At 57.8% G+C, this 19,601-nt stretch carries 24 protein-coding genes; 11 read left to right on the forward strand and 13 right to left on the reverse strand.

The features are described from left to right. Both IEQ42_RS22735 and IEQ42_RS22740 read left to right on the forward strand, forming a co-directional pair. Window positions 1-194, forward strand: a 194-nt coding sequence (locus IEQ42_RS22735; protein ID WP_210705350.1) for a hypothetical protein, incomplete at its 5' end; no start/stop codon positions are given. Window positions 195-302: 108 nt separating this feature from the next. After that, on the forward strand, window positions 303-1,646 hold the full coding sequence (locus IEQ42_RS22740) for an NHL repeat-containing protein (protein WP_210705351.1): 1,344 nt from the start codon (window positions 303-305) through the stop codon (window positions 1,644-1,646). A gap of 134 nt (window positions 1,647-1,780) precedes the next feature. On the opposite strand, the gene IEQ42_RS22745 is transcribed toward IEQ42_RS22740, so the two are convergent. Then, a complete protein-coding gene (locus IEQ42_RS22745) occupies window positions 1,781-2,092 on the reverse strand; it encodes a protealysin inhibitor emfourin (RefSeq protein WP_115146799.1) in 312 nt (103 codons plus the stop codon). Further along, window positions 2,089-3,153 carry a M4 family metallopeptidase gene (locus IEQ42_RS22750; RefSeq protein ID WP_210705352.1) on the reverse strand — a complete coding sequence of 355 codons (1,065 nt, stop codon included), beginning with the start codon at window positions 3,151-3,153 and terminating at the stop codon, window positions 2,089-2,091. Before IEQ42_RS22750 ends, IEQ42_RS22745 begins: the two co-directional genes overlap by 4 nt. A 144-nt stretch (window positions 3,154-3,297) precedes the next feature. Here IEQ42_RS22750 and IEQ42_RS22755 point away from each other — a divergent pair, with 144 nt between their 5' ends. After that, window positions 3,298-3,636 (forward strand): FKBP-type peptidyl-prolyl cis-trans isomerase, encoded by a 339-nt coding sequence (locus tag IEQ42_RS22755; protein ID WP_210624988.1) that lies wholly within the window; start codon window positions 3,298-3,300, stop codon window positions 3,634-3,636. Between the two features lie 59 nt (window positions 3,637-3,695). Here the strand turns inward: IEQ42_RS22755 and IEQ42_RS22760 are convergent, their stop codons facing one another. The 7 genes from IEQ42_RS22760 to ftrA form a co-directional block, all read right to left on the reverse strand. After that, the gene (locus tag IEQ42_RS22760) at window positions 3,696-4,031 is read right to left on the reverse strand and encodes a hypothetical protein (RefSeq protein WP_210705354.1); all 336 of its coding nucleotides are present in this window, start codon (window positions 4,029-4,031) and stop codon (window positions 3,696-3,698) included. An 8-nt stretch (window positions 4,032-4,039) separates the two neighbouring features. Then, the gene (locus tag IEQ42_RS22765; protein ID WP_210705356.1) at window positions 4,040-4,279 is read right to left on the reverse strand and encodes a pyocin S6 family toxin immunity protein; all 240 of its coding nucleotides are present in this window, start codon (window positions 4,277-4,279) and stop codon (window positions 4,040-4,042) included. A gap of 14 nt (window positions 4,280-4,293) precedes the next feature. Next, complete coding sequence (locus tag IEQ42_RS22770) at window positions 4,294-5,520, reverse strand: colicin E3/pyocin S6 family cytotoxin (protein WP_210705358.1); 1,227 nt, start codon at window positions 5,518-5,520, stop codon at window positions 4,294-4,296. Between the two features lie 109 nt (window positions 5,521-5,629). Continuing rightward, the gene (locus IEQ42_RS22775; protein ID WP_210705360.1) at window positions 5,630-5,890 is read right to left on the reverse strand and encodes an XRE family transcriptional regulator; all 261 of its coding nucleotides are present in this window, start codon (window positions 5,888-5,890) and stop codon (window positions 5,630-5,632) included. 166 nt (window positions 5,891-6,056) lie between these two features. Then, on the reverse strand, window positions 6,057-6,326 hold the full coding sequence (locus tag IEQ42_RS22780) for a hypothetical protein (RefSeq protein WP_210705362.1): 270 nt from the start codon (window positions 6,324-6,326) through the stop codon (window positions 6,057-6,059). A 2-nt stretch (window positions 6,327-6,328) separates the two neighbouring features. Further along, window positions 6,329-6,709, reverse strand: a complete 381-nt coding sequence (locus tag IEQ42_RS22785) for a DUF6124 family protein (protein WP_210705364.1) — start codon at window positions 6,707-6,709, stop codon at window positions 6,329-6,331. Window positions 6,710-7,146: 437 nt separating this feature from the next. Then, the gene (ftrA, locus tag IEQ42_RS22790; protein WP_210705365.1) at window positions 7,147-8,121 is read right to left on the reverse strand and encodes a transcriptional regulator FtrA; all 975 of its coding nucleotides are present in this window, start codon (window positions 8,119-8,121) and stop codon (window positions 7,147-7,149) included. A 102-nt stretch (window positions 8,122-8,223) separates the two neighbouring features. Between ftrA and IEQ42_RS22795 the strand changes: the two genes are divergently transcribed. The 4 genes from IEQ42_RS22795 to IEQ42_RS22810 all read left to right on the forward strand — a co-directional run bounded on the left by IEQ42_RS22795 (window position 8,224) and on the right by IEQ42_RS22810 (window position 11,919). Continuing rightward, window positions 8,224-8,652 (forward strand): rhodanese-like domain-containing protein, encoded by a 429-nt coding sequence (locus IEQ42_RS22795; protein ID WP_210705366.1) that lies wholly within the window; start codon window positions 8,224-8,226, stop codon window positions 8,650-8,652. Window positions 8,653-8,989: 337 nt separating this feature from the next. Then, window positions 8,990-9,769, forward strand: coding sequence for an ABC transporter substrate-binding protein (locus IEQ42_RS22800; RefSeq protein ID WP_042559700.1), 780 nt, complete (start codon window positions 8,990-8,992; stop codon window positions 9,767-9,769). Window positions 9,770-9,904: 135 nt separating this feature from the next. Continuing rightward, the gene (locus IEQ42_RS22805; RefSeq protein WP_210705367.1) at window positions 9,905-11,017 is read left to right on the forward strand and encodes a succinylglutamate desuccinylase/aspartoacylase family protein; all 1,113 of its coding nucleotides are present in this window, start codon (window positions 9,905-9,907) and stop codon (window positions 11,015-11,017) included. Window positions 11,018-11,202: 185 nt separating this feature from the next. Continuing rightward, window positions 11,203-11,919: an alpha/beta hydrolase gene (locus IEQ42_RS22810; RefSeq protein ID WP_210705368.1), complete on the forward strand. Its 717-nt coding sequence runs from the start codon at window positions 11,203-11,205 to the stop codon at window positions 11,917-11,919. Here IEQ42_RS22810 and IEQ42_RS22815 read toward each other — a convergent pair. Both IEQ42_RS22815 and IEQ42_RS22820 read right to left on the reverse strand, forming a co-directional pair. Further along, window positions 11,909-12,472 carry a DcrB/PsbP domain-containing protein gene (locus IEQ42_RS22815; protein ID WP_210705369.1) on the reverse strand — a complete coding sequence of 188 codons (564 nt, stop codon included), beginning with the start codon at window positions 12,470-12,472 and terminating at the stop codon, window positions 11,909-11,911. The two genes, IEQ42_RS22810 and IEQ42_RS22815, sit on opposite strands and share 11 nt — an antisense overlap. A 74-nt stretch (window positions 12,473-12,546) precedes the next feature. Further along, window positions 12,547-13,317: a hypothetical protein gene (locus IEQ42_RS22820; protein WP_210705370.1), complete on the reverse strand. Its 771-nt coding sequence runs from the start codon at window positions 13,315-13,317 to the stop codon at window positions 12,547-12,549. 148 nt (window positions 13,318-13,465) lie between these two features. Between IEQ42_RS22820 and IEQ42_RS22825 the strand changes: the two genes are divergently transcribed. Next, the gene (locus IEQ42_RS22825) at window positions 13,466-14,002 is read left to right on the forward strand and encodes a chalcone isomerase family protein (protein ID WP_210705450.1); all 537 of its coding nucleotides are present in this window, start codon (window positions 13,466-13,468) and stop codon (window positions 14,000-14,002) included. 138 nt (window positions 14,003-14,140) lie between these two features. On the opposite strand, the gene IEQ42_RS22830 is transcribed toward IEQ42_RS22825, so the two are convergent. After that, on the reverse strand, window positions 14,141-15,280 hold the full coding sequence (locus tag IEQ42_RS22830; RefSeq protein WP_210705372.1) for a cytochrome P450: 1,140 nt from the start codon (window positions 15,278-15,280) through the stop codon (window positions 14,141-14,143). A gap of 79 nt (window positions 15,281-15,359) precedes the next feature. On the opposite strand from IEQ42_RS22830, the gene IEQ42_RS22835 reads away from it, so the two are divergent. The 3 genes from IEQ42_RS22835 (at window position 15,360) to IEQ42_RS22845 (ending at window position 18,256) form a co-directional block, all read left to right on the forward strand. Next, a complete protein-coding gene (locus IEQ42_RS22835) occupies window positions 15,360-16,121 on the forward strand; it encodes an ArsR/SmtB family transcription factor (protein ID WP_210705374.1) in 762 nt (253 codons plus the stop codon). Between the two features lie 96 nt (window positions 16,122-16,217). After that, window positions 16,218-17,438: a putative DNA modification/repair radical SAM protein gene (locus IEQ42_RS22840; RefSeq protein WP_042559689.1), complete on the forward strand. Its 1,221-nt coding sequence runs from the start codon at window positions 16,218-16,220 to the stop codon at window positions 17,436-17,438. Further along, window positions 17,435-18,256: a TIGR03915 family putative DNA repair protein gene (locus tag IEQ42_RS22845; protein WP_210705375.1), complete on the forward strand. Its 822-nt coding sequence runs from the start codon at window positions 17,435-17,437 to the stop codon at window positions 18,254-18,256. Before IEQ42_RS22840 ends, IEQ42_RS22845 begins: the two co-directional genes overlap by 4 nt. 199 nt (window positions 18,257-18,455) lie before the next feature. On the opposite strand, the gene IEQ42_RS22850 is transcribed toward IEQ42_RS22845, so the two are convergent. Further along, entirely contained in the window at window positions 18,456-19,475 is a 1,020-nt protein-coding gene (locus IEQ42_RS22850) for a branched-chain amino acid aminotransferase (RefSeq protein WP_042559687.1), read from the reverse strand. Window positions 19,476-19,601 lie beyond the last annotated feature (126 nt).

Raw genomic sequence — 19,601 nt, forward strand, 5'->3', positions numbered from 1 at the left:
TCTGCTTACGTTTGCCGGCGTACTCAGCATCGGCGAAGGACATCTGTTTCATCGGGACTCAACCGTTCGATTCCTGTGAGGCGGGTATTTCACCAAATCTGGAAGCCTTTTTCAGAGTTTCCCTAAGTTGCAAGGCGGGCGCAGATAATAACCAAAACGCATCTATGGCTCGGGAAGACAGTTATTTGGCTTGAAATGATTGTAAGACTGTCATTTCTGACAGGTGTGTCGGTTGAAAACACATGCTTCATTGGTGATGCCCAGACAGGGCTTTTATCACCTACCGAGATGGAGCAACGGTCATGAATCAATCAATTACTTTGTCATCAGGCGACCTCGACCTTGCCTTTGCTACGGGTGGTCTGCTACCCATTCCTTCAAATGAACTCCTCGGCCTTCCCTCTCAAGCATTGATTGCACTTAAAGATAAAAAACTTCTGGTGGGAGTTGGAACCGACATTGGCGGCCATGCAAAATTGGCGCGGTTAAATGAGGACGGCACCCGCGATCGCTCCTATGGACAAGATGGATATGCTGAAATCCCGATGGGAACCGGGCGTCTGCCAGTTAAACTGGTTGGAGCGTTAAATGGTGGGTCGGTGGTTGTAGGAGTTACTCGCAAAGACCCTACATCTATAAGAGAATTTAGTGTGGTGCGTCATCTTGAGGACGGCCAGCTGGATTCAACGTTTGGCAAGAACGGTACAGTTTTCATCAACTTGCAAGAGCTTCTCGATCCCAAAAATGCCCTTGGCATCGAAATTGTAATTGATCGGGAGAGCCTCACTGCACATGATAGACTCATAGATCCAGCAGAGATTTTACCCGCTCAGCAATCGGACGGAAAGACGCTCCTGGCCTGCACTTACGGTACGCATGATACTTCTTATAAAAGCATTTTGATCCGACTTAAGCTGAATGGCGAGTTGGATGAATCATTCAACGGCCGAGGTTATGTGCACGTAGAAGTGGGAACGCCGAAATTCAAACCGCAAATAGTTAATGCGATTGCGGTTCAAGGGGATGGGAAGATCCTTGCCTGTGGCACAAACGGTACCGAGAAAAGTCGAGGTGCTTTTGCTGTTCGCTACACAGAGGATGGTCAGATAGATACGTCGTTCGGAGGGAGTGGGACCGGTATTTTGCCCGTGACGAATGACGAAGCAACACTTACTTTCTCTGCGATGGAATTGTTGTCTGCGTCCAACACGGCAGGTGGAATTGTGCTGGTGGGAGACCGTTTGGTTCTTCCGGGTCAAATTACAGACGGGATAATTGCTGTGCTTACTGCAGATGGCACGTTTGACAAAGGCTTTAACGGTGGCAGTTTGCTATATACCACTCTCTTCGACTTTGGTGAGAAATGGTCAACTTGTGGAGTGCAAAGAGATCAGTCGGGTAACGCTGTCGCGATTATTGTCTCGGGACCTGCCACAACTCTTGAGGACGACAAGTTTGGCATGACAATAACGGCACGGTATCTGCTGGACGGTACACTGGACACATCATTCGGTGCTGAAGGCTGGGTTGTGTACACTGAAAAACCGTCAGCCGTGGTCCGGGCGTCTGTAGTGACCGCAGATAATAAAATCATGTTATGCAGTTCTCATGGTTCCAATGCCAATCTGCGGCGTTATTTGGCGTGATGCTTGTTGTGGATTCTGGAGTCGTGCACAACGGTGCCGGTAGGAGCGGCTGAGGTACAGGATTTCAGTTAGCCGTGGGGCTGATCGCTGCATGTACGTGCGGTCAGTCCTGTTTCAATAAAGCACATGACGCTTTACAACAACTGCCCCTTGTCCCAAAGATGCACCAGATCTCCCGGCGCCTGATCCTCCGGCACTTTCAGCACCATTTCCCCGGACGGGTAGCGCACTTCTATCTGATAGAAGCGTTGGTCTGCGCGCCCGGTTTCGGCACTGTCCAGCGGCAGACACCCCTCCAATACCGAGCAGATCCGTGTGCGTTCGCTGATATCGCATTGAGCGAATTCGATTTCACGGGGGCGGCTCAGGCTATGAATGGCCGCCACGCCACCCTGACGGGATACCCGCACTACGGAATCGTCACCTAACTCGGGCAGAACTTTCATACGACCTCCACGACCAATTCGATACCGACCTGAGCCCAGGCCTCACGCACCGCAGTCACCTCTCTGGCACTGAAGCGTTTGCCAGCGTTTTCGACCGTCAACCCGGCGAATGCCTCAAACGTTGCGTCCTGACTCAAGCGTTTGTCGCACAGCGTGTCGTACCAGATCCGCCCGGCTTTCTCCCAAGCGAAGCCGCCCAATGCCCGCGCCGCCAGATAGAACGCGCGGTTGGGAATCCCTGAGTTGATATGCACGCCACCATTGTCTTCGGTGGTAATGACGAACTTGCGCATGTGATCCGGTTGCGGATCCTTGCCCAACAGCGGGTCGTCATACGCGGTGCCGGGATGCGACATCGAGCGTAGCCCCTTTCCGTGGATTTGTGGCATCAGCAGATCGGCGCCGATCAGCCAGTCAGCCTGTTCCGCCGTGTGGCTAAGCGAATATTGCTTGGTCAACACGCCGAACACATCCGACAGTGATTCGTTGAGTGCACCCGATTGGTTCGCGTAAATCAGACCGGCCTCGCTTTCCGTCACACCATGGGCCAGTTCGTGGGCGATGACGTCGAGCGAGCGAGTGAAACGCTGGAAAATTTCCCCATCACCGTCACCGAACACCATTTGAGCGCCGTTCCAGAAAGCGTTCTCGTAGCCTTGACCGTAGTGCACGCTGCCGATCAGGGCAAACCCGTTGTTGTCGATCGAGTCCCGACCCAACACCTTCCAGAAGAAATCATAGCTGGCACCCAGCGCATCATAAGCTTCGTCGACCGCCGGATCGCCTGTTGCCGCCTGTCCTTCCACACGTACCTCAATCCCGGGCAGCAGCATTTTGTTTTGCGCATCATGCACGCTGCGCTGAGCGATACCGGGTTTGCTCAATGGCGCAAGAATGGCGCGAGTTTCCCGGCGCAAGAGCGCGCCGGGGTTGGGCAACAGGCTGCGCACATGATTGAGGGTGCGCATCGCCGCTGTCCGTTGCGGCTCCGAACCGTGGGCGATGATGCGATTGAGGATGTACGGCGGAATAAAACTGCGCGGCGATTGTGAGTCGGTCATCAGAGCTTCCTTGGCTAAATACGATGTCGATACACATGTGAGCAGCGCGGCGTGTTTCGGTTCCGTGCATTGCCATCGGCAACGAATTCTGCGAAAAACGCCGTCCGTGCCCCGACCGGGCCATCCCGACTGAGTGAAACAGCCATGACGAACGAACTACAAATCATCGACCTGCAACCGGGCGAGGGCAAAGCCGCCGTCAAAGGCGCGCTGATCACCACCCAATACACCGGCTGGCTGGAAGACGGCACCGAGTTCGACTCTTCCTACAGCCGTGGCAAACCTTTTCAGTGTGTGATCGGCACCGGCCGCGTGATCAAGGGCTGGGATCAGGGGCTGATGGGCATGCAGGTGGGCGGTAAACGCAAACTGTTGGTGCCGGCGCATCTGGGGTACGGGGAACGGACCATGGGCAAAATTCCGCCGAATTCGAATCTGGTGTTCGAGATTGAACTGTTGGAGGTTTTGACGCGGGAGGATTGAGATTGTGGGCGCTGATTTGGATGAGGTTCGTTACTTCATCCAAATGCCATCAGAGTTGATCAGGTGAATACGTCTATATCGTCGAGCGTGTCTTCAATGATCCCTTGCAGCGAAGGATGCGTCTGCTTGACTGATTCGAGTGTCGCAAAAATTGTTTCAGTATCCAGTTCGCCATGTCTGCGAGGGATGTGTCCGAGCGCCGTAGCCGCAGAGGCCACAATCGTTTCGGTTTTGCTGGTCAGGTATTTAAGGCAGATGCTCTGAGCCCAGTGTCTGTCGGTTTCATTTAAGCCAATGGAAACGAGCGCAGCCACCACGTTTGCATCGGTGCCGCTGGCAAGAAGTTTTATGGCCTCATCGTGGTCTATCGATGGATCTTGGTAGATGAGGCTCATAGGCGAAGTTAACCCCTAACACCAATAAAAAGATCGAGTCCCGATGGCAACTGCTCGTTAACCGCCATGCCGATTTGTTGAGCTTGCCCGGGTGTCAGCAACCATTCACCGTCGGGACTTTCATCAAGTCCTTTCCAACCCATTGCAGCCAAGACTGCAGGCTCAAACTCCGGCCCGACTGTAAACTCGTATCTTAAGGCGTCGTCTTCGTCGTCACCTTTTAAAAAACCGCTAATCCATAAAAACATCTGTAGCCTCCAGTTTACTTAGGGGTTGATCTTTCAGGGTCTGCGGGATCGATTTGTTCCCCGGTCTCGTGGTTAAACTCGCCTAGATGCTTGCCTTGCTTGTTATAAAGCTCAATTGCACCGGTTTTACTGTCCCATTCATAGATGCGACCTTTTCTATCTTTCCATCGGCTGCGTCTGCCGCCGCCACCTTGAACACTGCTTTTGGATTTGACGGGAAAGGCATCCGGGAATGCGGGAAGTATCGCGGGAGGTCTGTGGTATTTGATATCGCCGCCGAGAGCGGGCCTTGAAATCACAACATACAGGGGCGGGACCCCAGAGTCAGCAGGAAAAACGAGGATGAAATCTCGGTAATCAGGCGGATAAACCGGGTTGACGATGATCTTGTCTGCTTGCTCGGTCGGCGGGTAAATCCAGATCTGGGGTATTTGTGGTGCGCTCTCCAGCGGTGGAATTCCCGATGTACTGGTGGGGTCTACGGCGGGTGTCCAAATCAGTGTTGTCCCATTGCCGAAATCTGCGACTTGCTGGGTGCCTTGCTTCACGAACTGTACGACTGGAATCATTTCCCAATCGCTGCGCGTCTGGGTGTTGTACCCATATCCTTTCAAGATGCCGTCGGCCTGTTGTTCTAAAAGCAATCGGACACGAGTGCGACCTACCTCAAGCGATTTAAGTTGTTCTTCTGTATACAGCGAGCTGTCGCCCAAACTCGACGGCCAAAGCAGAGCAACCATGCCGAGCAATGCGCCAGCGGCAACACCTCCCGTCACTGCACCTGCACCTGCACCACTCACCGCAGTTGTGCCTAGGCTTACATTGGTGGTCGTACCTAAAAAAAGCGTTCCTGCCGCGGCGGGAAAATTGCGCCCCCCCACCTTCTTCAGTGGGATGTTTCCAGCAGTATCTCGTTCGCGACCACCCAACAGAGACAATTCTCCAAAATCAGCCAACCTCTCTACCGGAATAAAACCGGTGGTACTGACATGGTTGATTACACCATTCGGAAGTTGGCAGCTTTTAGCGAACACACAACCTTTTGCATCAGGAATACGCTGTTGTGCTTGTTTGATGAGGCTATTTTCGTAAGCTTGTTGTCTGGCAAGCATGTTGTCATAGGCTGCTTGTCTGGCTTCCCGTTCTGCCAACTCGCTACCGGTCATGTAACGGCTAGTAATGTGGTGGCCGTCACCGGCCGGTGGGTTTTGAACCCAAGGTCTATCTGTCTTACGCGCCATTGAGCGTCCTTGTTCTATCGTCAGGAAACGACGCGGACGCTAAATGAATGGATGTTTGATAGATGTAGGAAGGGTCTGAAATTACGACCTTTGTTACAAGTGTAAAGATTTAGGCTTTATGCATCGCCAGGTACGCCAACTCGCCCGAAGATACTGTGTCGATTTCGCCATTGGGTACATCTTTGAGCCGTGGCTGGGTAATGTCCACGTGTTTGGCCGCTTCTTTTGAGGAAGTTTTCACTATCGAATTCTCGCAAAGCGTGCGCATCAGTCTGGCCCGAAGACGCATACGGGCGGCGTCCTGCGGCGTGTCTTCCAGTGCATCCCAGACACTTGAGAAACGTTGGAAGCCGGGGTGATGTTCCTTCATGGTTTAAGCCTTCCTGAGGTTTGGCTTTCGGATAATCGATCGCAGAAAGAACGCTATCGCGAGCAGGCTCACTCCTACAGTTGATTGCGGTGGATCATGGCAATTGAGTACACCGCAGATCCACTGTGGGAGTGAGCTTGCTCGCGAAGAGCGATCACGCGGTTAATCAGGCCCCATGCGCCATCTCGGCCAATGTGTCAGCCACGGTCCTTTGCAGTGATGGGAAGCGGCGTGCCACGCGGTGCAGTGCAGGCAGCAAGGCGTCGACCTCCAGCTCATCGAGTTGGGCGAGGGCGGTGACGGCGGAGGCGACGATGGTTTCTCGTTCGCTTTCGAATAGCACCAGACAGGCATCTTGTGCCCAGCGTCCTTCTCTTTCGTTGAATCCCATGGCCACCAAGGCTGCGACGACCTTTGCATCTGATTGTTTGGTCATGGTCATTGCCTCAGGGCGGGGTCGAGTTTGTCGAGGGCGCGGTTCACCGCGAGTTCGCCGAGCATGACCACTTGCTGGATGCCGAGGACGGTATTGCGGTAGGGCGAGTCGAGCAGGGCGGCGAAGTCGCTCAGCATGACGCTGGCCGAGGCCATGGATTCGCAGGCGTGGGCCATGAGGTCTTCGGTGCCTGTGTTCGGGTCAACGAGGAACATGGTGCTGGGTTTGCGCGGTGGCGCTGGGGGCGTGGGTTTCAGATAGTGATCGAGGGCGCGTTCGGCGGCTTCGTGGAGTTTTCTGGAGCCTGGCGTGGAATAGGGGGATGCTGGATTTGGATCAAGTTCCGCATCTGTTTCGGGCGGATTTGGCGTTATTTTGAACATATGCTGGGAAACCTCAATGAGGCTGACACCGTTCTGCGACTAAACATTAGGTGGCAGCTATACGCAGGTTAGTCGACCGGCATCCCAAGCATTACCGGCGCGCTCGAAAGCGCCCTGCGCACAGCCGCCATTGAGTGCAGGCATGGAAATGCCAGACTGAATAACAGCTTGCGAACTTGAGATAACACCGAGCGACTAAACCCGATCACTGAACATTCAGTGACGCGAACCAAGTTACCGGTGACCCTCAAGCCGCACAAGCCGGCGGATTCTGGCGTAGTTGTAGGCAAAGGCGCAAGGCGCTGTAGCCTCTTGGCTGATGCCGAAATGATGCTGCGTTTTACCGGACGCTTTCGCGAGCAGGCTCGCTCCCACTCTTGAAATGCGTAACCCCCTCTGGGAGCGAGCCTGCTCGCGAAGGCGGCTTCAACTTCAACTCAGGAAATGGTTTTGACACCCCGCCCAAACCGCTCCCGATACACCGACGGCGGCACACCCACCACACCCCTAAACGCCACGCGAAAACTCTCCACCGACCGATAACCGCAGCGCTCGGCAATCTGCTCGGTGTATTGGTCAGTGCTCTCCAGCAACTCCCGCGCCCGCGCCAATCGCTCATGCTGCAACCACGCCTTGGGCGACTGACCGCTGGCCTCAGTAAAGCGCCGCAAAAACGTGCGCTCGCTCATCGCCGCTTCACTCGCCAGGTCGCGCACCTCCAACGGCTCGTGCAAGCGCTCGCGCGCCCATTGCATCACGCGTGACAGATCGTTGCGCGGCGTCTGGCTGACGGGGGTCGGAATGAATTGCGCCTGACCACCGGTACGCTGCGGCGACATCACCAGTCGCCGTGCCACGAAATTGGCAACCTGAGTGCCAAAGTCGCGCGCCACCAGATGCAGGCACGCGTCGATGCCGGCCGCGCTGCCTGCCGAAGTGATCAACTGGCCGGAGTCGACGTAGAGCACATCCGGGTCGACTGCAATTGCTGGAAAGCGCTGCGCCAGTTCCGCTGTGTAACGCCAATGAGTGGTGGCGCCATTGCCGTCGAGCAGGCCGGTGGCAGCCAGCACAAACACACCTGAGCAAATCGACAGCAATCTCGCACCGCGGGCATGGGCCTGGCGCAGTGCGTCGATTAACGGTGGAGGCACTGAAGTATTCCGGTCGCGCCAGCCGGGGATGATGATGGTGCGGGCCTCGGCCAGCAACTCCAACCCTCCGTCAGCCAGCACCTGAATCCCGCCCATGGCGCGCATCGGGCCTTGATCGACCGCCGCAATTGCATGCTCGTACCACGCAAAGTCGAACTCCGGCCGGGCCAGCCCGAAGATCTCCACGGCAATGCCGAACTCGAATGTGCAGAGGCCGTCGTAGGCCAGAATCGCGACCAAACCTGGTGAAGTAGGCATTTGGCGGAAAATTCCCGGTGGGTGTCTTGCGCGCCACTTTAGCGATAAGCGTTGGCTGGATAAAGTCTGTTCACACCCACTCAGATGAAGGAGCAACACCTTATGACCAGCCTGGTTCGCGAAATCCCTGCCGCCCCGTCGGCCATCGCCCTCATGCATTTCAGCAATCGTCTGACGTTCGAAACCGATTGTTCCGACGTGTTCAGCAGCCTTGAGGCCGGTGCGGTCGACTTTGTGCTGGTCGATGTTCGCGGACCAGTAGCCTTCGAGCGCGGTCATGTACCGGGCGCGATCAATATTCCAACGCGGCGGCTGACCGTTGAAAGTTTGGCGGGCTACCCGAAAACCACGCTGTTTGTGGTCTATTGCGCCGGCCCGCATTGCAATGGCGCAAACAAGGCTGCCGTGAAACTGGCGGCGCTGGGGTACCCGGTCAAGGAGATGATCGGTGGCGTGACGGGTTGGCTCGATGAAGGTTTTCAATTAAGCGCTGAGCAAGCCGCCAAAACTGCAATCGGCTGCGAATGCTGATCCTATTGTAGGAGCTGCCGCAGGCTGTGATCTCTTGATCTTGCGGTTAAAAAACCAGATCAAAAGATCGCAGCCTCCGGCAGCTCCTACATGGAAATCAGCGTATTTCTGCGCTGGAAATGCTCTTGTCCTACAGTCTTTGCACCACGACGGCGCACCTGTTGACCCCGGTCAATCAGTGCGCCGGAGTTCTGTAAGTAATTGTCGCTTAAAAACAATTTGCCCTGTGCGCGCCGCCATAGACTGCCGACCACTTCGGTTTTTTGCCGCTGTATGGCCATGACCGAACGCTGAATCGAAAGCTGCCAATAAAAGCCTCCGCACACAGGAGTAATAAATGAAGAAGCTAGTGATGTTTGGTGCCCTGGCACTGTCGATGTTGTCCCTGACCGCTGTGGCCGAAGACGCCAAACCGATCCGCATCGGTATCGAAGCCGGTTACCCGCCGTTCTCGATGAAAACCCCTGACGGCAAACTCACCGGTTTCGACGTGGATATCGGCGATGCGCTGTGTGAGCAGATGAAAGTCAAATGCACTTGGGTCGAGCAGGAATTCGATGGCCTGATCCCGGCGCTGAAAGTGAAGAAAATCGACGCGATCCTGTCCTCGATGACCATCACTGACGATCGCAAGAAAAACGTCGATTTCACCATCAAGTACTACCACACACCGGCCCGCTTCGTGATGAAGACAGGCTCCAGTGTCACCGATCCGCTGACCCAGCTCAAAGGCAAGAAAGTCGGTGTACTGCGCGCCAGTACCCACGACCGTTTCGCCACCGAAGTGCTGGTCCCGGCCGGGATCGATCTGGTGCGATACGGCTCGCAGCAGGAAGCCAACCTCGATATGACGTCTGGTCGTCTGGATGCCATGCTGGCCGACTCGGTCAACCTCAGCGACGGTTTCCTGAAAACCGACGCGGGTAAAGGCTTCGAATTTGTCGGTCCGACCTACGAAGACGCCAAATACTTCGGCGGCGGCGCCGGGATTGCAGTGCGCAAGGGCGATGCGGCCCTGGCTGAGCAGTTCAACAAAGCCATCACCGAAATCCGCGCCAACGGCGAGTACAAGAAAGTGCAGGACAAGTACTTCGACTTTGACGTGTACGGCCATTAATACGCCGTAGAAAAAGTGGCCCCGTTTGCGCGGTGGCCACTTTTTTATGCCCATGATTTATCCTGCACAACACCTTTCCAATGTAGGAGCTGCCGCAGCCTGCGGAAGCTCCTACAGAGTTCGCGGAGTTTTCTTATGCAACGCATCGACCATCTTCTGCCCTGGAGCCACTTGGGCAGCGAACGTTCCCTCAGCGTGTTCCGTTACGGCGCGGGTGCCCGCAAGGTATACATCCAGGCCAGCCTGCACGCCGATGAACTGCCGGGCATGCGCACCGCGTGGGAACTCAAGCAGCGCCTGAGTGCACTTGAAGCGCAGGGTCGTTTGCAAGGTGTGATTGAACTGGTGCCGGTGGCTAACCCGATCGGGCTCGATCAGCATCTGCAAGGCAATCACATGGGCCGCTTCGAATTGGGTAGCGGCAAGAACTTCAACCGTGCGTTCGTCGAACTCAGTGCGCCGGTGGCAGCGTTGATCGGCGAGCGCTTGGGTTCTGATGCCGACGCCAATATCGCGCTGATCCGCCAGACCATGCGCCAGGTCTTCGATGATCTGCCGGCTCCGGCCTCGCAACTGGAAGCCCTGCATCGTTTGTTACTGCGCCACGCTTGCGATGCCGATATCACCCTCGATTTGCATTGTGATTTCGAAGCCTCAATCCACCTGTATGCGTTGCCCCAGCACTGGCCGCAGTGGCAGTCATTGGCGGCGCGCTTGAAGGCTGGCGTGGCGTTGCTGTGTGAAGACTCCGGCGGCAGCTCGTTCGATGAATCCTGCTCGACGCCGTGGCTACGTCTGGCACGAGCCTTCCCGGACGCGGCAATTCCAGCGGCCAACCTTGCGACCACGCTGGAGCTGGGCAGCATGGGCGACACCCGGGTCGATCAGGCGCAGGCCAATTGCGAAGCGATTCTCGGGTTTCTGGCGGAGCAGGGTTTCATCAGCGGTGAGTGGCCGGCGGCGCCAGGCGAGTGCTGCGAAGGCATGCCATTCGAAGGCACCGAATACCTCTTCGCGCCGCACCATGGTGTGGTGAGTTTTCTGCGCTCGGCGGGCGAGTGGGTAGAGAAGGGCGATGCGTTGTTCGAGGTGGTGGATCCATTGAAAGATCGCGTCACCACCGTGCGTGCAGGAACCAGCGGAGTGTTGTTTGCGATTGATCGCGGGCGTTACACCGAGCCGGGGATCTGGCAAGCGAAAGTGGCGGGGCGGGTGCCGTTTCGCACGGGTAAATTGACTAACGACTGACCGATCTTTGCTGTATTTGCTGGCCTCATCGCTGGCAAGCCAGCACCCACAATGTTCTGGGGCGTTCACAAAACCTGTGGGAGCTGGCTTGCCAGCGATGGCGGCATCCGCGGCACCACAACATTTGGATCCTCGCTTCAGGATGTTAGGCTCCCCCGAACCCTGCACCCGGTGAAGGAAGACTTATGTTGAAGGCGTTTGCTCTGCTGACCCTCCTGGCGTCCACCGCCGCTCATGCTCAAACCACACTGCAATCCGATCTGCCGCTCAAGTACATCGAACAGGTTCACCCTGACGCCGATCCACGTCCGTTGGTGATTTTCCTGCACGGTTACGGCAGCAATGAAGCCGATCTGATCGGCATGAAATTTCAGCTGCCGGCGCAGTACAACTACCTCTCGGTGCGGGCACCGCTGGCGTTGGGCGAAGGGCGTTTCCAGTGGTTTCGCAAGAAAGGCGAAGGTGCCTACAACGGCGAGACCGATGACCTGAAGGTCAGCGGCCAGAAGCTTCGGGATTTTGTCGCGCAAGCGGCGAAGAAATATCACGCTGCCCCGGACAAGGTGTACCTGATCGGCTTCAGCCAGGGCGCGATGATGACCTACGAGGTGGGCCTGCGACCACCCGTAGCGGTGGGCGGTATTGCGGCGTTGAGCGGGCGTTTATTGCCGGTGTTGAAGGCAGAGCTGAAGACCGGGCAACAACCGCTGCCGCTGAGCATCTTCATCGGTCACGGCACGGCCGATGATCCAGTGCCGTATCACCTCGGTACTGAGGCCAATGCATTACTGCAGAAACTGGATTATAAACCGCAGTTTCACGCGTATCCCGGCGTCGGCCACAGCATCAGTGCGGCCGAACTGCGGGACTTGAACGCCTGGTTGCAGCAGCTCAATCCTTGAGGATGGTCTTCACCAGCGCATCGTGACCTTTCTTGTCGCTGACCCGGGAGATCACCTGAACCAGCGCCATGCGTGTCCCGGAACCCGCCATCAACGTCGTGTTGAGGGTTTGGCCGCCGCCCTGGCTGGCGGTGCTGTCGACCTGACGCAAGCCCAGGCCAGTGCCTTTCTGGGTCAGGCTTTTTTCGCTGAGTTTGTTGAAGTCCGGTAGCGCTTTGCGCTGGGCTTCGATGAAATCCGACACGCTGCCGTCCAGGAACTCGCTGTCGTTGTCCTTGACGTTGTTGCCTTCGGGAATCTGGTTTTCTGCGGCGATGACCACGGTTTTGCTGGTCTGGTTGGTGTACATCGTGCCCGTGGCACCGGTCGGGCTGGCCGGCAGCGGTTCGGCAACGAAGTCTTTGGGCAGGGTGAAAGCGAATTTGCCGCCCAGCATCGAAACCTTCTCGGTGGAAGTTTTTTCCTTTGCCTTGGCGGCCTGAGCGTTGATGGCGCCGAGACCGGCAACCGCCGCCAGCAACAGGACGACGGCTTTCTTGCTCAACAATGTCATTCGAATCTCCGGGAAGTGGTCATGCCAGGCGGGCGATCATCCCACGCAGCGCCTCGGCACTCCAGCACGTCTCGTCAGGCTTGCGGCTGCGCTGCCGGTTTGGCCAGCAGTTTGCGCGTGACGCCAAGCATGGCCACCGACACGGCCACGCCAATAGCAAATCCGCTGAAGCCCAGGCTTGGCAAGGTCAGCGCTGACACCAGACAAAACGCCGAAAACGAGTACATCCCGGTCGCCGTCGCGCGCAACAACGCCGCAGTAAACTCGGGGCCGCGGGTCTGTTGGGAAAACACCGCCATGACACTGCCGAGCACCGGGAAGACTGCCAGTAATCCGCTCCAGCGTTCGCCGACGGTGCTGGCCAGCATCGTCACCAGCAGCGTCAACGCCGCACCGGCGACCATCCGCCAGATCAGTTTGTCCGACTTTGGCGCCGAGCGATTGAGCACCGGTTGCACCTTGGGAAACAGGTAGGGCGCCGCCAATAAAGCAACTGCCGCCGCCCCAATAGAAAACGGCAGCGACGCCGGGATCAGCGACAAGACCAACGCCAGCGTTGCCCAGACCGCCAGCGAAGCGCTCAGCGCCCACGGCCAGTTCGCCTTTTGCGCGACCTGCGCGTACGTGATGCAGAAGGCGATCATGGCGAACATCGCCGACAATGCGGCCACTGCTGACTGCGCGGCAAATTGTGGCCCTTGTTCGATCGCCAGGAAAAACAGAATCGGCCCGACCACCACCGGCAAACCCGACAGCCAACCGGCCACACTTGGCCCCCAGCGCTTGCCGGCCAATGAGATCAGCAGCAGAAAACCGGGAATCAGCAGCAGTTTGAGGATCAGCACGCGGGTGTCTCCGTCAGTGAGAGAGGGCCACGGTAGCATTGCTGTACGTACATTGCTGCAGATGCGTGCAATTCTTGTATACAAGATTTTTGGTCTGATATCCGGCTATGCTTTGATTATCAGGGCCACTGCCGGAGTCGATGCAGCGATGAACAGAACACTGAAGATATGGCGTGGATGCTGCGGCATTGGCCTTTGGGCTTTGCTTGTCACGCCGGCCTGGGCCAATTGGCAGGAGGCGGTGCCGGGCGCGCAAATCATTGGCCGCGGCGAATTCAGCGTGTTCGGCTTCGACGTGTACAACGCGCGTTTATGGAGCGCTTCGCGTCCGTTGGCGGACGGCCAGCCGTTCGCTTTGGAGCTTATCTACCAGCGCAGCATTTCCCGGGACGATCTGGTGCAGGCCAGCGTCGATGAAATCAAACGTCTGGCCGGCAATACGATCAGTCCTGCACAACTTGCCGCCTGGCAGGTTCAGATGCGGCAATCGTTCATCGATGTGCAGGCTGGCACGCGTATCACCGGGGTCTATCTGCCGGGACAGGGCGCACGATTTTTTGTTGGCCAGCAGTTGCAGCACGAGATAAATGATCCCCGTTTTGCCCGGGCGTTTTTTGATATCTGGCTGGACCCGCGTACGCGCAACCCCGAGTTGCGCGAGCAGTTGTTGGGTGCGAGCCGGTAAAGATCAAAGGACTGCAGGCTTCGGCAGTGCTTGAATTGGAATGCGCCGCCTGTAGGAGCTGCGGCACGCTGCGATCTTTTGATCCTGATTTTTGAAAACCAGATCAAAGGATCGCAGCCTCGTTTCACTCGACAGCTCCTACAGAGAATTTGCGCACGACGCAGACCCAGTGTGGTCTCTCAGACTGAACAGTGGAATGCGGCCATTGAGCGAAGGCCGGTAGTGCCAGTTCAGGCGATCCAGTTCAATGCCATGATTCAGAACTTCCCGCACCGTCGCACTGGCAATGCTCATCGCCAATGCTTGTCCCGGACATTGATGCCGCCCGCTGCCAAAACTGAAACTGCGCCGATTCGGGCGATCCCAGAGAAACTGGTCCGGATCTTCATTGAGCGCCGGATCACGATTGGCCGCAGCGAGCAGTACAAGAATCACTTCGCCGGCCTCCAGGCGCACACCGTCGATGTCGCAAGCGGCAGCGACAAAACGCCGTGTGTTCTGCACCGACGGGTCGAAGCGCTGGACCTCCGCCAGCAGCGCCTCCATCGGCGCTTCCCGTAGGTCAGGTTGGCGCCGCAACGCCAGCAGCGCATTGCCGATCAGTCCGGCGCAGGCCTCGAATGTCTGCGAGCACAGGCCGATCAGATTGGCGATGAGGATGTCCTCATCGCCGTCAAAGCGCTGCCCGATGTCCGCAAGTAATGCGCTGTGCACATCAGGCTCTGCCAGCAACTCAGTGAAGTGGCCGTGTAATTTTTGCGCCGCGATGTCGGCCGCCGCCAGTTGCAATTCGTTGCTCAACGGCGACAGGCACGCCGCGAAATCGGCTGTTAGCGCGCTGATCGTCCGCGCCTGTGCCGGGGTAAAGCCGAGCAGTGCCGCGACCACGCACACCGGGCCGCAGAACATGGCGTTATATAGGCCATCGGCATCGGTGGTCATCAACCGTGCGCTTACTCGGGCGTCGACTTCGTTCTGATCGATCAACCCCAGTGCCGGTTCAAACGCCGATCGTGGGCAGCGCTGGCGTTCGCCGTCGTTCATCCGCATCAGGTGGCCGAAGACCTTGCCGGCCATGCCCCGGGCAATCGCTTTGGGCACCGGCTCCATCGCCGGGCGCACCCGGCAGTCGGCATGAGCCAATACCGCGCAGACGGCGCGAGCGCTGCTGGCGACCCACAGTCTCAGTTCGGGATCAAAGGTCAGTCCGCCCATGCTGCGTAGTGTTGCGTAGTAGGGGTAGGGATCGGCATGAGTTGCAGCGATGATCGGGTCCATGGTTCGCAGCCTTGTCGATGAGGAAAGTGTTGCTACTATCTGCAGTCCGTAACGGCGATGATTCGTCGGGGAGCGAAATATGCACGCAGAACATCAAGACATCGGCGTCTCGCAGGTGGCCGCTGCCATCGCCGAGCCGGCGCGGACGAAAATCCTCTGCTCGCTGATGGACGGCCACGCTCGCACCAGCACCGAGCTGGCAGCCGTTGCTGAAGTCAGCGCCTCCACCGCCAGTGCGCACCTGGCCAAACTCAAGGATCTGGCGCTGGTGCGTCTGCATGTTCAAGGTCGCCATCGGTATTACAGCCTCGCCGACAAACGCGTCGCACAGGCGCTGGAAGCGTTGATGGTGATCAGCCAGAACGCCGCGCCAACCTTCAGGCCACACACACCGGATCGCCTGCAATTCGCCCGCACGTGCTACGACCATATGGCCGGGACACTGGCGGTGATGCTGCACGACCGCTTGCTCGAAGCGGGGTGGTTGGTGGCAACCGACGAGCAGGCGTATTGCTTGAGCGACAACGGTGAGGCGCTGTTTTCGGGCTTGGGCATTGAGGTCGAGGACTTGAATGCACTGCGGCGCAAATTTGCCTGCCCGTGCCTGGACTGGAGCATGCGCCGGCCACATCTTGACGGGTCACTGGGAGCGGCGTTGCTGCAAGCAGCGCTCAAGCGCAAGTGGGTGACGCAGGATCTGGACAGTCGGGCGTTGGCGTTGACGGCGGTGGGGCGCAAGGAAATTCGTGCGAAGTTTGGTATCGCGTTGACGATTGAGAACAGTCAGATCAACAGATTGCAGCCTTCGGCAGCTCCTACAGGGAGCGGTGATCACGTGTAGTGCGATGTTTTGATCTACCGACGAAGGGCACTTTTTCACCTTGAACCTGACAGGTCGACCCTATACTGTATATGCAACCAGTAAAGGGCCCGTGCCATGCAAATTATCGACAAGCTCAGCATTCTCGCCGACGCCGCCAAGTACGACGCCTCCTGCGCCAGCAGCGGCGCGCCCAAGCGCAGTTCCGAGGGCAAGAGTGGTCTGGGCTCGACCAATGGCATGGGCATTTGCCACAGCTACACGCCGGACGGGCGCTGCGTCTCGCTGCTGAAAATCCTGCTGACCAATTTCTGCCTCTACGATTGCCAATACTGCGTCAACCGCCGTTCCAGTGATGTGCCTCGCGCGCGTTTCACGCCCGAGGAAGTCGTGGCGCTGACCATGGACTTCTACCGCCGTAACTGCGTCAGCGGGCTGTTTCTCAGCTCGGGGATTATCCGCTCGGCGGACTACACCATGGAGCAGCTGGTTCGAGTGGCCAAATTGCTCCGCGAAGAGCACGAGTTTCGCGGCTACATCCACCTCAAGACCATTCCCGAAGCCGACCCTGCATTGATCGCGGAGGCCGGGCGCTACGCTGATCGCCTGAGCGTCAACATCGAGCTGCCGACCGATGCCAGCCTGCAGATCCTCGCGCCGGAGAAACACATCGGTTCGATCAAGCAAGCGATGCAGACCATCTACACCGGCGAGCAGACCGTACTCAACGAGCCTCGTGCGCCAAAGTTCGCACCGGCTGGACAAAGCACGCAGATGATTGTCGGCGCCGATGACACCGACGACAGCACCATCCTCCATGGCGCCCAGGCCTTGTACGGTAACTTCCGGCTGCGCCGGGTCTACTACTCGGCGTTCAGTCCGATCCCCGACAGCCCGAAAAGCGTGCCACTGGCTGCACCGCCGCTGATGCGCGAGCACCGCTTGTATCAGGCTGATTTTCTGTTGCGCAGCTACGGCTACAGCGCCGGCGAGTTGCTCAAGGGGCCGGGAAACCTGGCGTTGGACATCGACCCGAAACTGGCGTGGGCGCTGCAGAATCGCGAGGTATTCCCGCTGGATCTGAACAGCGCCGAACCCTCGTTGATCGCGCGCATTCCCGGGATTGGCCTGCGCACCACGGAACGTCTGGTGGAGCTGCGCCGGCAGCGGCGCATCCGTTACGAAGATGTGGCGCGCATGCGCTGTGTGCTGGCCAAGGCCAAGCCGTTCATCATCACCAGCGATTACCACCCGCAGCAGGCCGAGGTCACCAGTCAATTGCTCTATCAGCAATTGCGCGACCGGCCGATGCCGCAGCAGATGGGGTTGTGGGGATGATCAATCTCGATTGCGACGACCTGTTCGATACCTGGCGCCAGCAGGCACGCTGGCTGCTTAGCCATGAAGTCGACCCGAGCGTGGTGAGCTGGGCCAGCGAGGGCGTCAGTGATCTGTTCGCCAGTGATCATCAGGTACCCGAAGGGCAGGGGCCGTTTCAGGCGCGAATTCCGCGTGCATTGCTCGATACGCTTGGGCAAGCCGCACAATATCGTGGCGACCAGCGCTGGAGCCTCTTGTACGAAGTGTTGTGGCGGGTCAGCCACGGCGATCGCACGGCGATGATGGCTGGGGACAAGCTGGGCAGCGAGTTACAGCGGCGGATCAAGCAAGTACGCCGCGAATCCCACCACCTGCATGCTTTCGTGCGCTTCATCGAGCGGCCGACGGATTTGCCCGGCCCGCAATATGTGGCGTGGCACGAACCGGCGCACGACATCCTGCACAGCGCCAGCGAGCATTTCGTCGCGCGCATGGGCCGGCACCGTTGGCTGATCGCGACCCCGCGTGATGGCGTTTATTTCGATGGCGAACAACTGATCCATGAGCGCCAATGCCCGGTGGAGTGGCAGCAAATGGCGCAGAACGTCGACGATCCGCATGGCGATCTCTGGTTGACCTATTACAGCCACATCTTCAACCCGGCGCGGCTGAACCCGAAAGTGATGCAGGGCCATTTGCCGGTGCGGTTCTGGAAAAATCTGCCGGAGGGGGAATTGATTCCCAGGCTGATCACTCAGGCGCGGATGGGCAAGCAGCAGAATGGGCAGGCGAGCGGGATTGCCGGGCGTTCCGGGAAACGGATTGCGCTTAAGTAAAAGATCAAAAGATCGCAGCCTTCGGCAGCTCCTACACGGAAGCGTGAACACCCGATACACAAATGTCCCAAGCATACTGAGTCACTGTAGGAGCTGCCGAAGGCTCGGGCCGCGATCGGACGATCTTTTGATCTCGCTTTAAATAAAAAGCCCCCACCAGTTTCCCGGTGGGGGCTTTTGAACATCAGCAACCGTCAGATCAAACCTTGACGATCCAGCCCGCTGGCGCTTCGATGTCGCCGGTTTGCACGCCAGTCAGCTCTTTATAGAGCTTCTGGGTCACCGGGCCGACTTCGGTTTCGCTGTGGAACACATGCAGATGGTCGTTGTAGCTGATGCCGCCGATCGGGGTGATCACCGCCGCAGTGCCGCAGGCGCCGGCTTCCTTGAAGTCCGCCAGTTTGTCGATCAGCACATCGCCTTCAACCACTTCCAGGCCCAGACGCGTTTTCGCCAGCTCGATCAGCGACAGACGGGTGATGCCCGGCAGTACCGATGGTGAGCTCGGGGTCACGAACTTGTTGTCGTGGGTGATCCCGAAGAAGTTGGCCGAGCCGACTTCTTCGATTTTGGTGTGGGTCATCGGGTCCAGATAGATCGCGTCAGCGAAGTTGGCTTTCTTGGCTTTCGAGCCCGGCATCAGGCTGGCCGCGTAGTTGCCGCCGACCTTGGCTGCGCCGGTGCCTTGTGGGGCGGCGCGGTCGTAGCTGGAAATCTGGAAGTTGTGCGGGGTCAGGCCGCCCTTGAAGTAGGCGCCGACCGGGATGCAGAAGATCGAGAAGATGAACTCGGGCGCGGTGCGCACGCCGATGTTGTCACCCACGCCGATCACGAACGGACGCAGGTACAGCGCGCCGCCGGTGCCGTATGGCGGAATGAAACGCTCGTTGGCACGAACCACTTCTTTGCAGGCTTCGATGAACTGCTCGGTTTCGACCATCGGCATCAGCAGACGCGCGCAGCTGCGTTGCATGCGCAGGGCGTTCTGGTCCGGGCGGAACAGGTTGATCGAACCGTCCTTGCAACGATAGGCCTTCATGCCTTCGAAGCACTGCTGACCATAGTGAAGGGCAGTCGAGCCTTCGCTGATGTGCAGCACGTTGTCTTCGGTCAGGGTGCCTTTGTCCCACTCGCCATCGCGAAAGTACGACAGATAGCGCTTGTCGGTCTTGATGTAGTCAAAACCCAGCTTGTCCCAATTGATGCTTTCGTTACCCATGACACCCTCTATCACTGAACAACCGTCGAAACGGTTCAAGGCTTCTGACGTTTTTTGGATGGGCACAACAATACTTCATTCTTGAGCGGTTTCGCAGCCCGGACTATCGGATGACAGACAGATAAT

It is taken from the genome of Pseudomonas iridis (assembly GCF_017980685.1).
Taxonomy (GTDB): Bacteria; Pseudomonadota; Gammaproteobacteria; order Pseudomonadales; family Pseudomonadaceae; genus Aquipseudomonas; species Aquipseudomonas iridis.

Excerpts from the sequence above, each read along its gene's own strand:
- IEQ42_RS22745 (WP_115146799.1), bottom strand. The coding sequence starts at position 2,092 with ATGAAAGTTCTGCCCGAGTTAGGTGACGATTCCGTAGTGCGGGTATCC.
- ftrA (WP_210705365.1), bottom strand. The coding sequence starts at position 8,121 with ATGCCTACTTCACCAGGTTTGGTCGCGATTCTGGCCTACGACGGCCTC.
- IEQ42_RS22785 (WP_210705364.1), bottom strand. The coding sequence starts at position 6,709 with ATGTTCAAAATAACGCCAAATCCGCCCGAAACAGATGCGGAACTTGAT.
- IEQ42_RS22775 (WP_210705360.1), bottom strand. The coding sequence starts at position 5,890 with ATGAAGGAACATCACCCCGGCTTCCAACGTTTCTCAAGTGTCTGGGAT.
- IEQ42_RS22815 (WP_210705369.1), bottom strand. The coding sequence starts at position 12,472 with ATGACATTGTTGAGCAAGAAAGCCGTCGTCCTGTTGCTGGCGGCGGTT.
- IEQ42_RS22795 (WP_210705366.1), top strand. The coding sequence starts at position 8,224 with ATGACCAGCCTGGTTCGCGAAATCCCTGCCGCCCCGTCGGCCATCGCC.
- IEQ42_RS22805 (WP_210705367.1), top strand. The coding sequence starts at position 9,905 with ATGCAACGCATCGACCATCTTCTGCCCTGGAGCCACTTGGGCAGCGAA.
- IEQ42_RS22840 (WP_042559689.1), top strand. The coding sequence starts at position 16,218 with ATGCAAATTATCGACAAGCTCAGCATTCTCGCCGACGCCGCCAAGTAC.
- IEQ42_RS22740 (WP_210705351.1), top strand. The coding sequence starts at position 303 with ATGAATCAATCAATTACTTTGTCATCAGGCGACCTCGACCTTGCCTTT.
- IEQ42_RS22810 (WP_210705368.1), top strand. The coding sequence starts at position 11,203 with ATGTTGAAGGCGTTTGCTCTGCTGACCCTCCTGGCGTCCACCGCCGCT.
- IEQ42_RS22830 (WP_210705372.1), bottom strand. The coding sequence starts at position 15,280 with ATGGACCCGATCATCGCTGCAACTCATGCCGATCCCTACCCCTACTAC.
- IEQ42_RS22780 (WP_210705362.1), bottom strand. The coding sequence starts at position 6,326 with ATGACCAAACAATCAGATGCAAAGGTCGTCGCAGCCTTGGTGGCCATG.
- IEQ42_RS22825 (WP_210705450.1), top strand. The coding sequence starts at position 13,466 with ATGAACAGAACACTGAAGATATGGCGTGGATGCTGCGGCATTGGCCTT.
- IEQ42_RS22765 (WP_210705356.1), bottom strand. The coding sequence starts at position 4,279 with ATGTTTTTATGGATTAGCGGTTTTTTAAAAGGTGACGACGAAGACGAC.
- IEQ42_RS22760 (WP_210705354.1), bottom strand. The coding sequence starts at position 4,031 with ATGAGCCTCATCTACCAAGATCCATCGATAGACCACGATGAGGCCATA.
- IEQ42_RS22770 (WP_210705358.1), bottom strand. The coding sequence starts at position 5,520 with ATGGCGCGTAAGACAGATAGACCTTGGGTTCAAAACCCACCGGCCGGT.
- IEQ42_RS22755 (WP_210624988.1), top strand. The coding sequence starts at position 3,298 with ATGACGAACGAACTACAAATCATCGACCTGCAACCGGGCGAGGGCAAA.
- IEQ42_RS22835 (WP_210705374.1), top strand. The coding sequence starts at position 15,360 with ATGCACGCAGAACATCAAGACATCGGCGTCTCGCAGGTGGCCGCTGCC.
- IEQ42_RS22800 (WP_042559700.1), top strand. The coding sequence starts at position 8,990 with ATGAAGAAGCTAGTGATGTTTGGTGCCCTGGCACTGTCGATGTTGTCC.
- IEQ42_RS22850 (WP_042559687.1), bottom strand. The coding sequence starts at position 19,475 with ATGGGTAACGAAAGCATCAATTGGGACAAGCTGGGTTTTGACTACATC.
- IEQ42_RS22845 (WP_210705375.1), top strand. The coding sequence starts at position 17,435 with ATGATCAATCTCGATTGCGACGACCTGTTCGATACCTGGCGCCAGCAG.
- IEQ42_RS22750 (WP_210705352.1), bottom strand. The coding sequence starts at position 3,153 with ATGACCGACTCACAATCGCCGCGCAGTTTTATTCCGCCGTACATCCTC.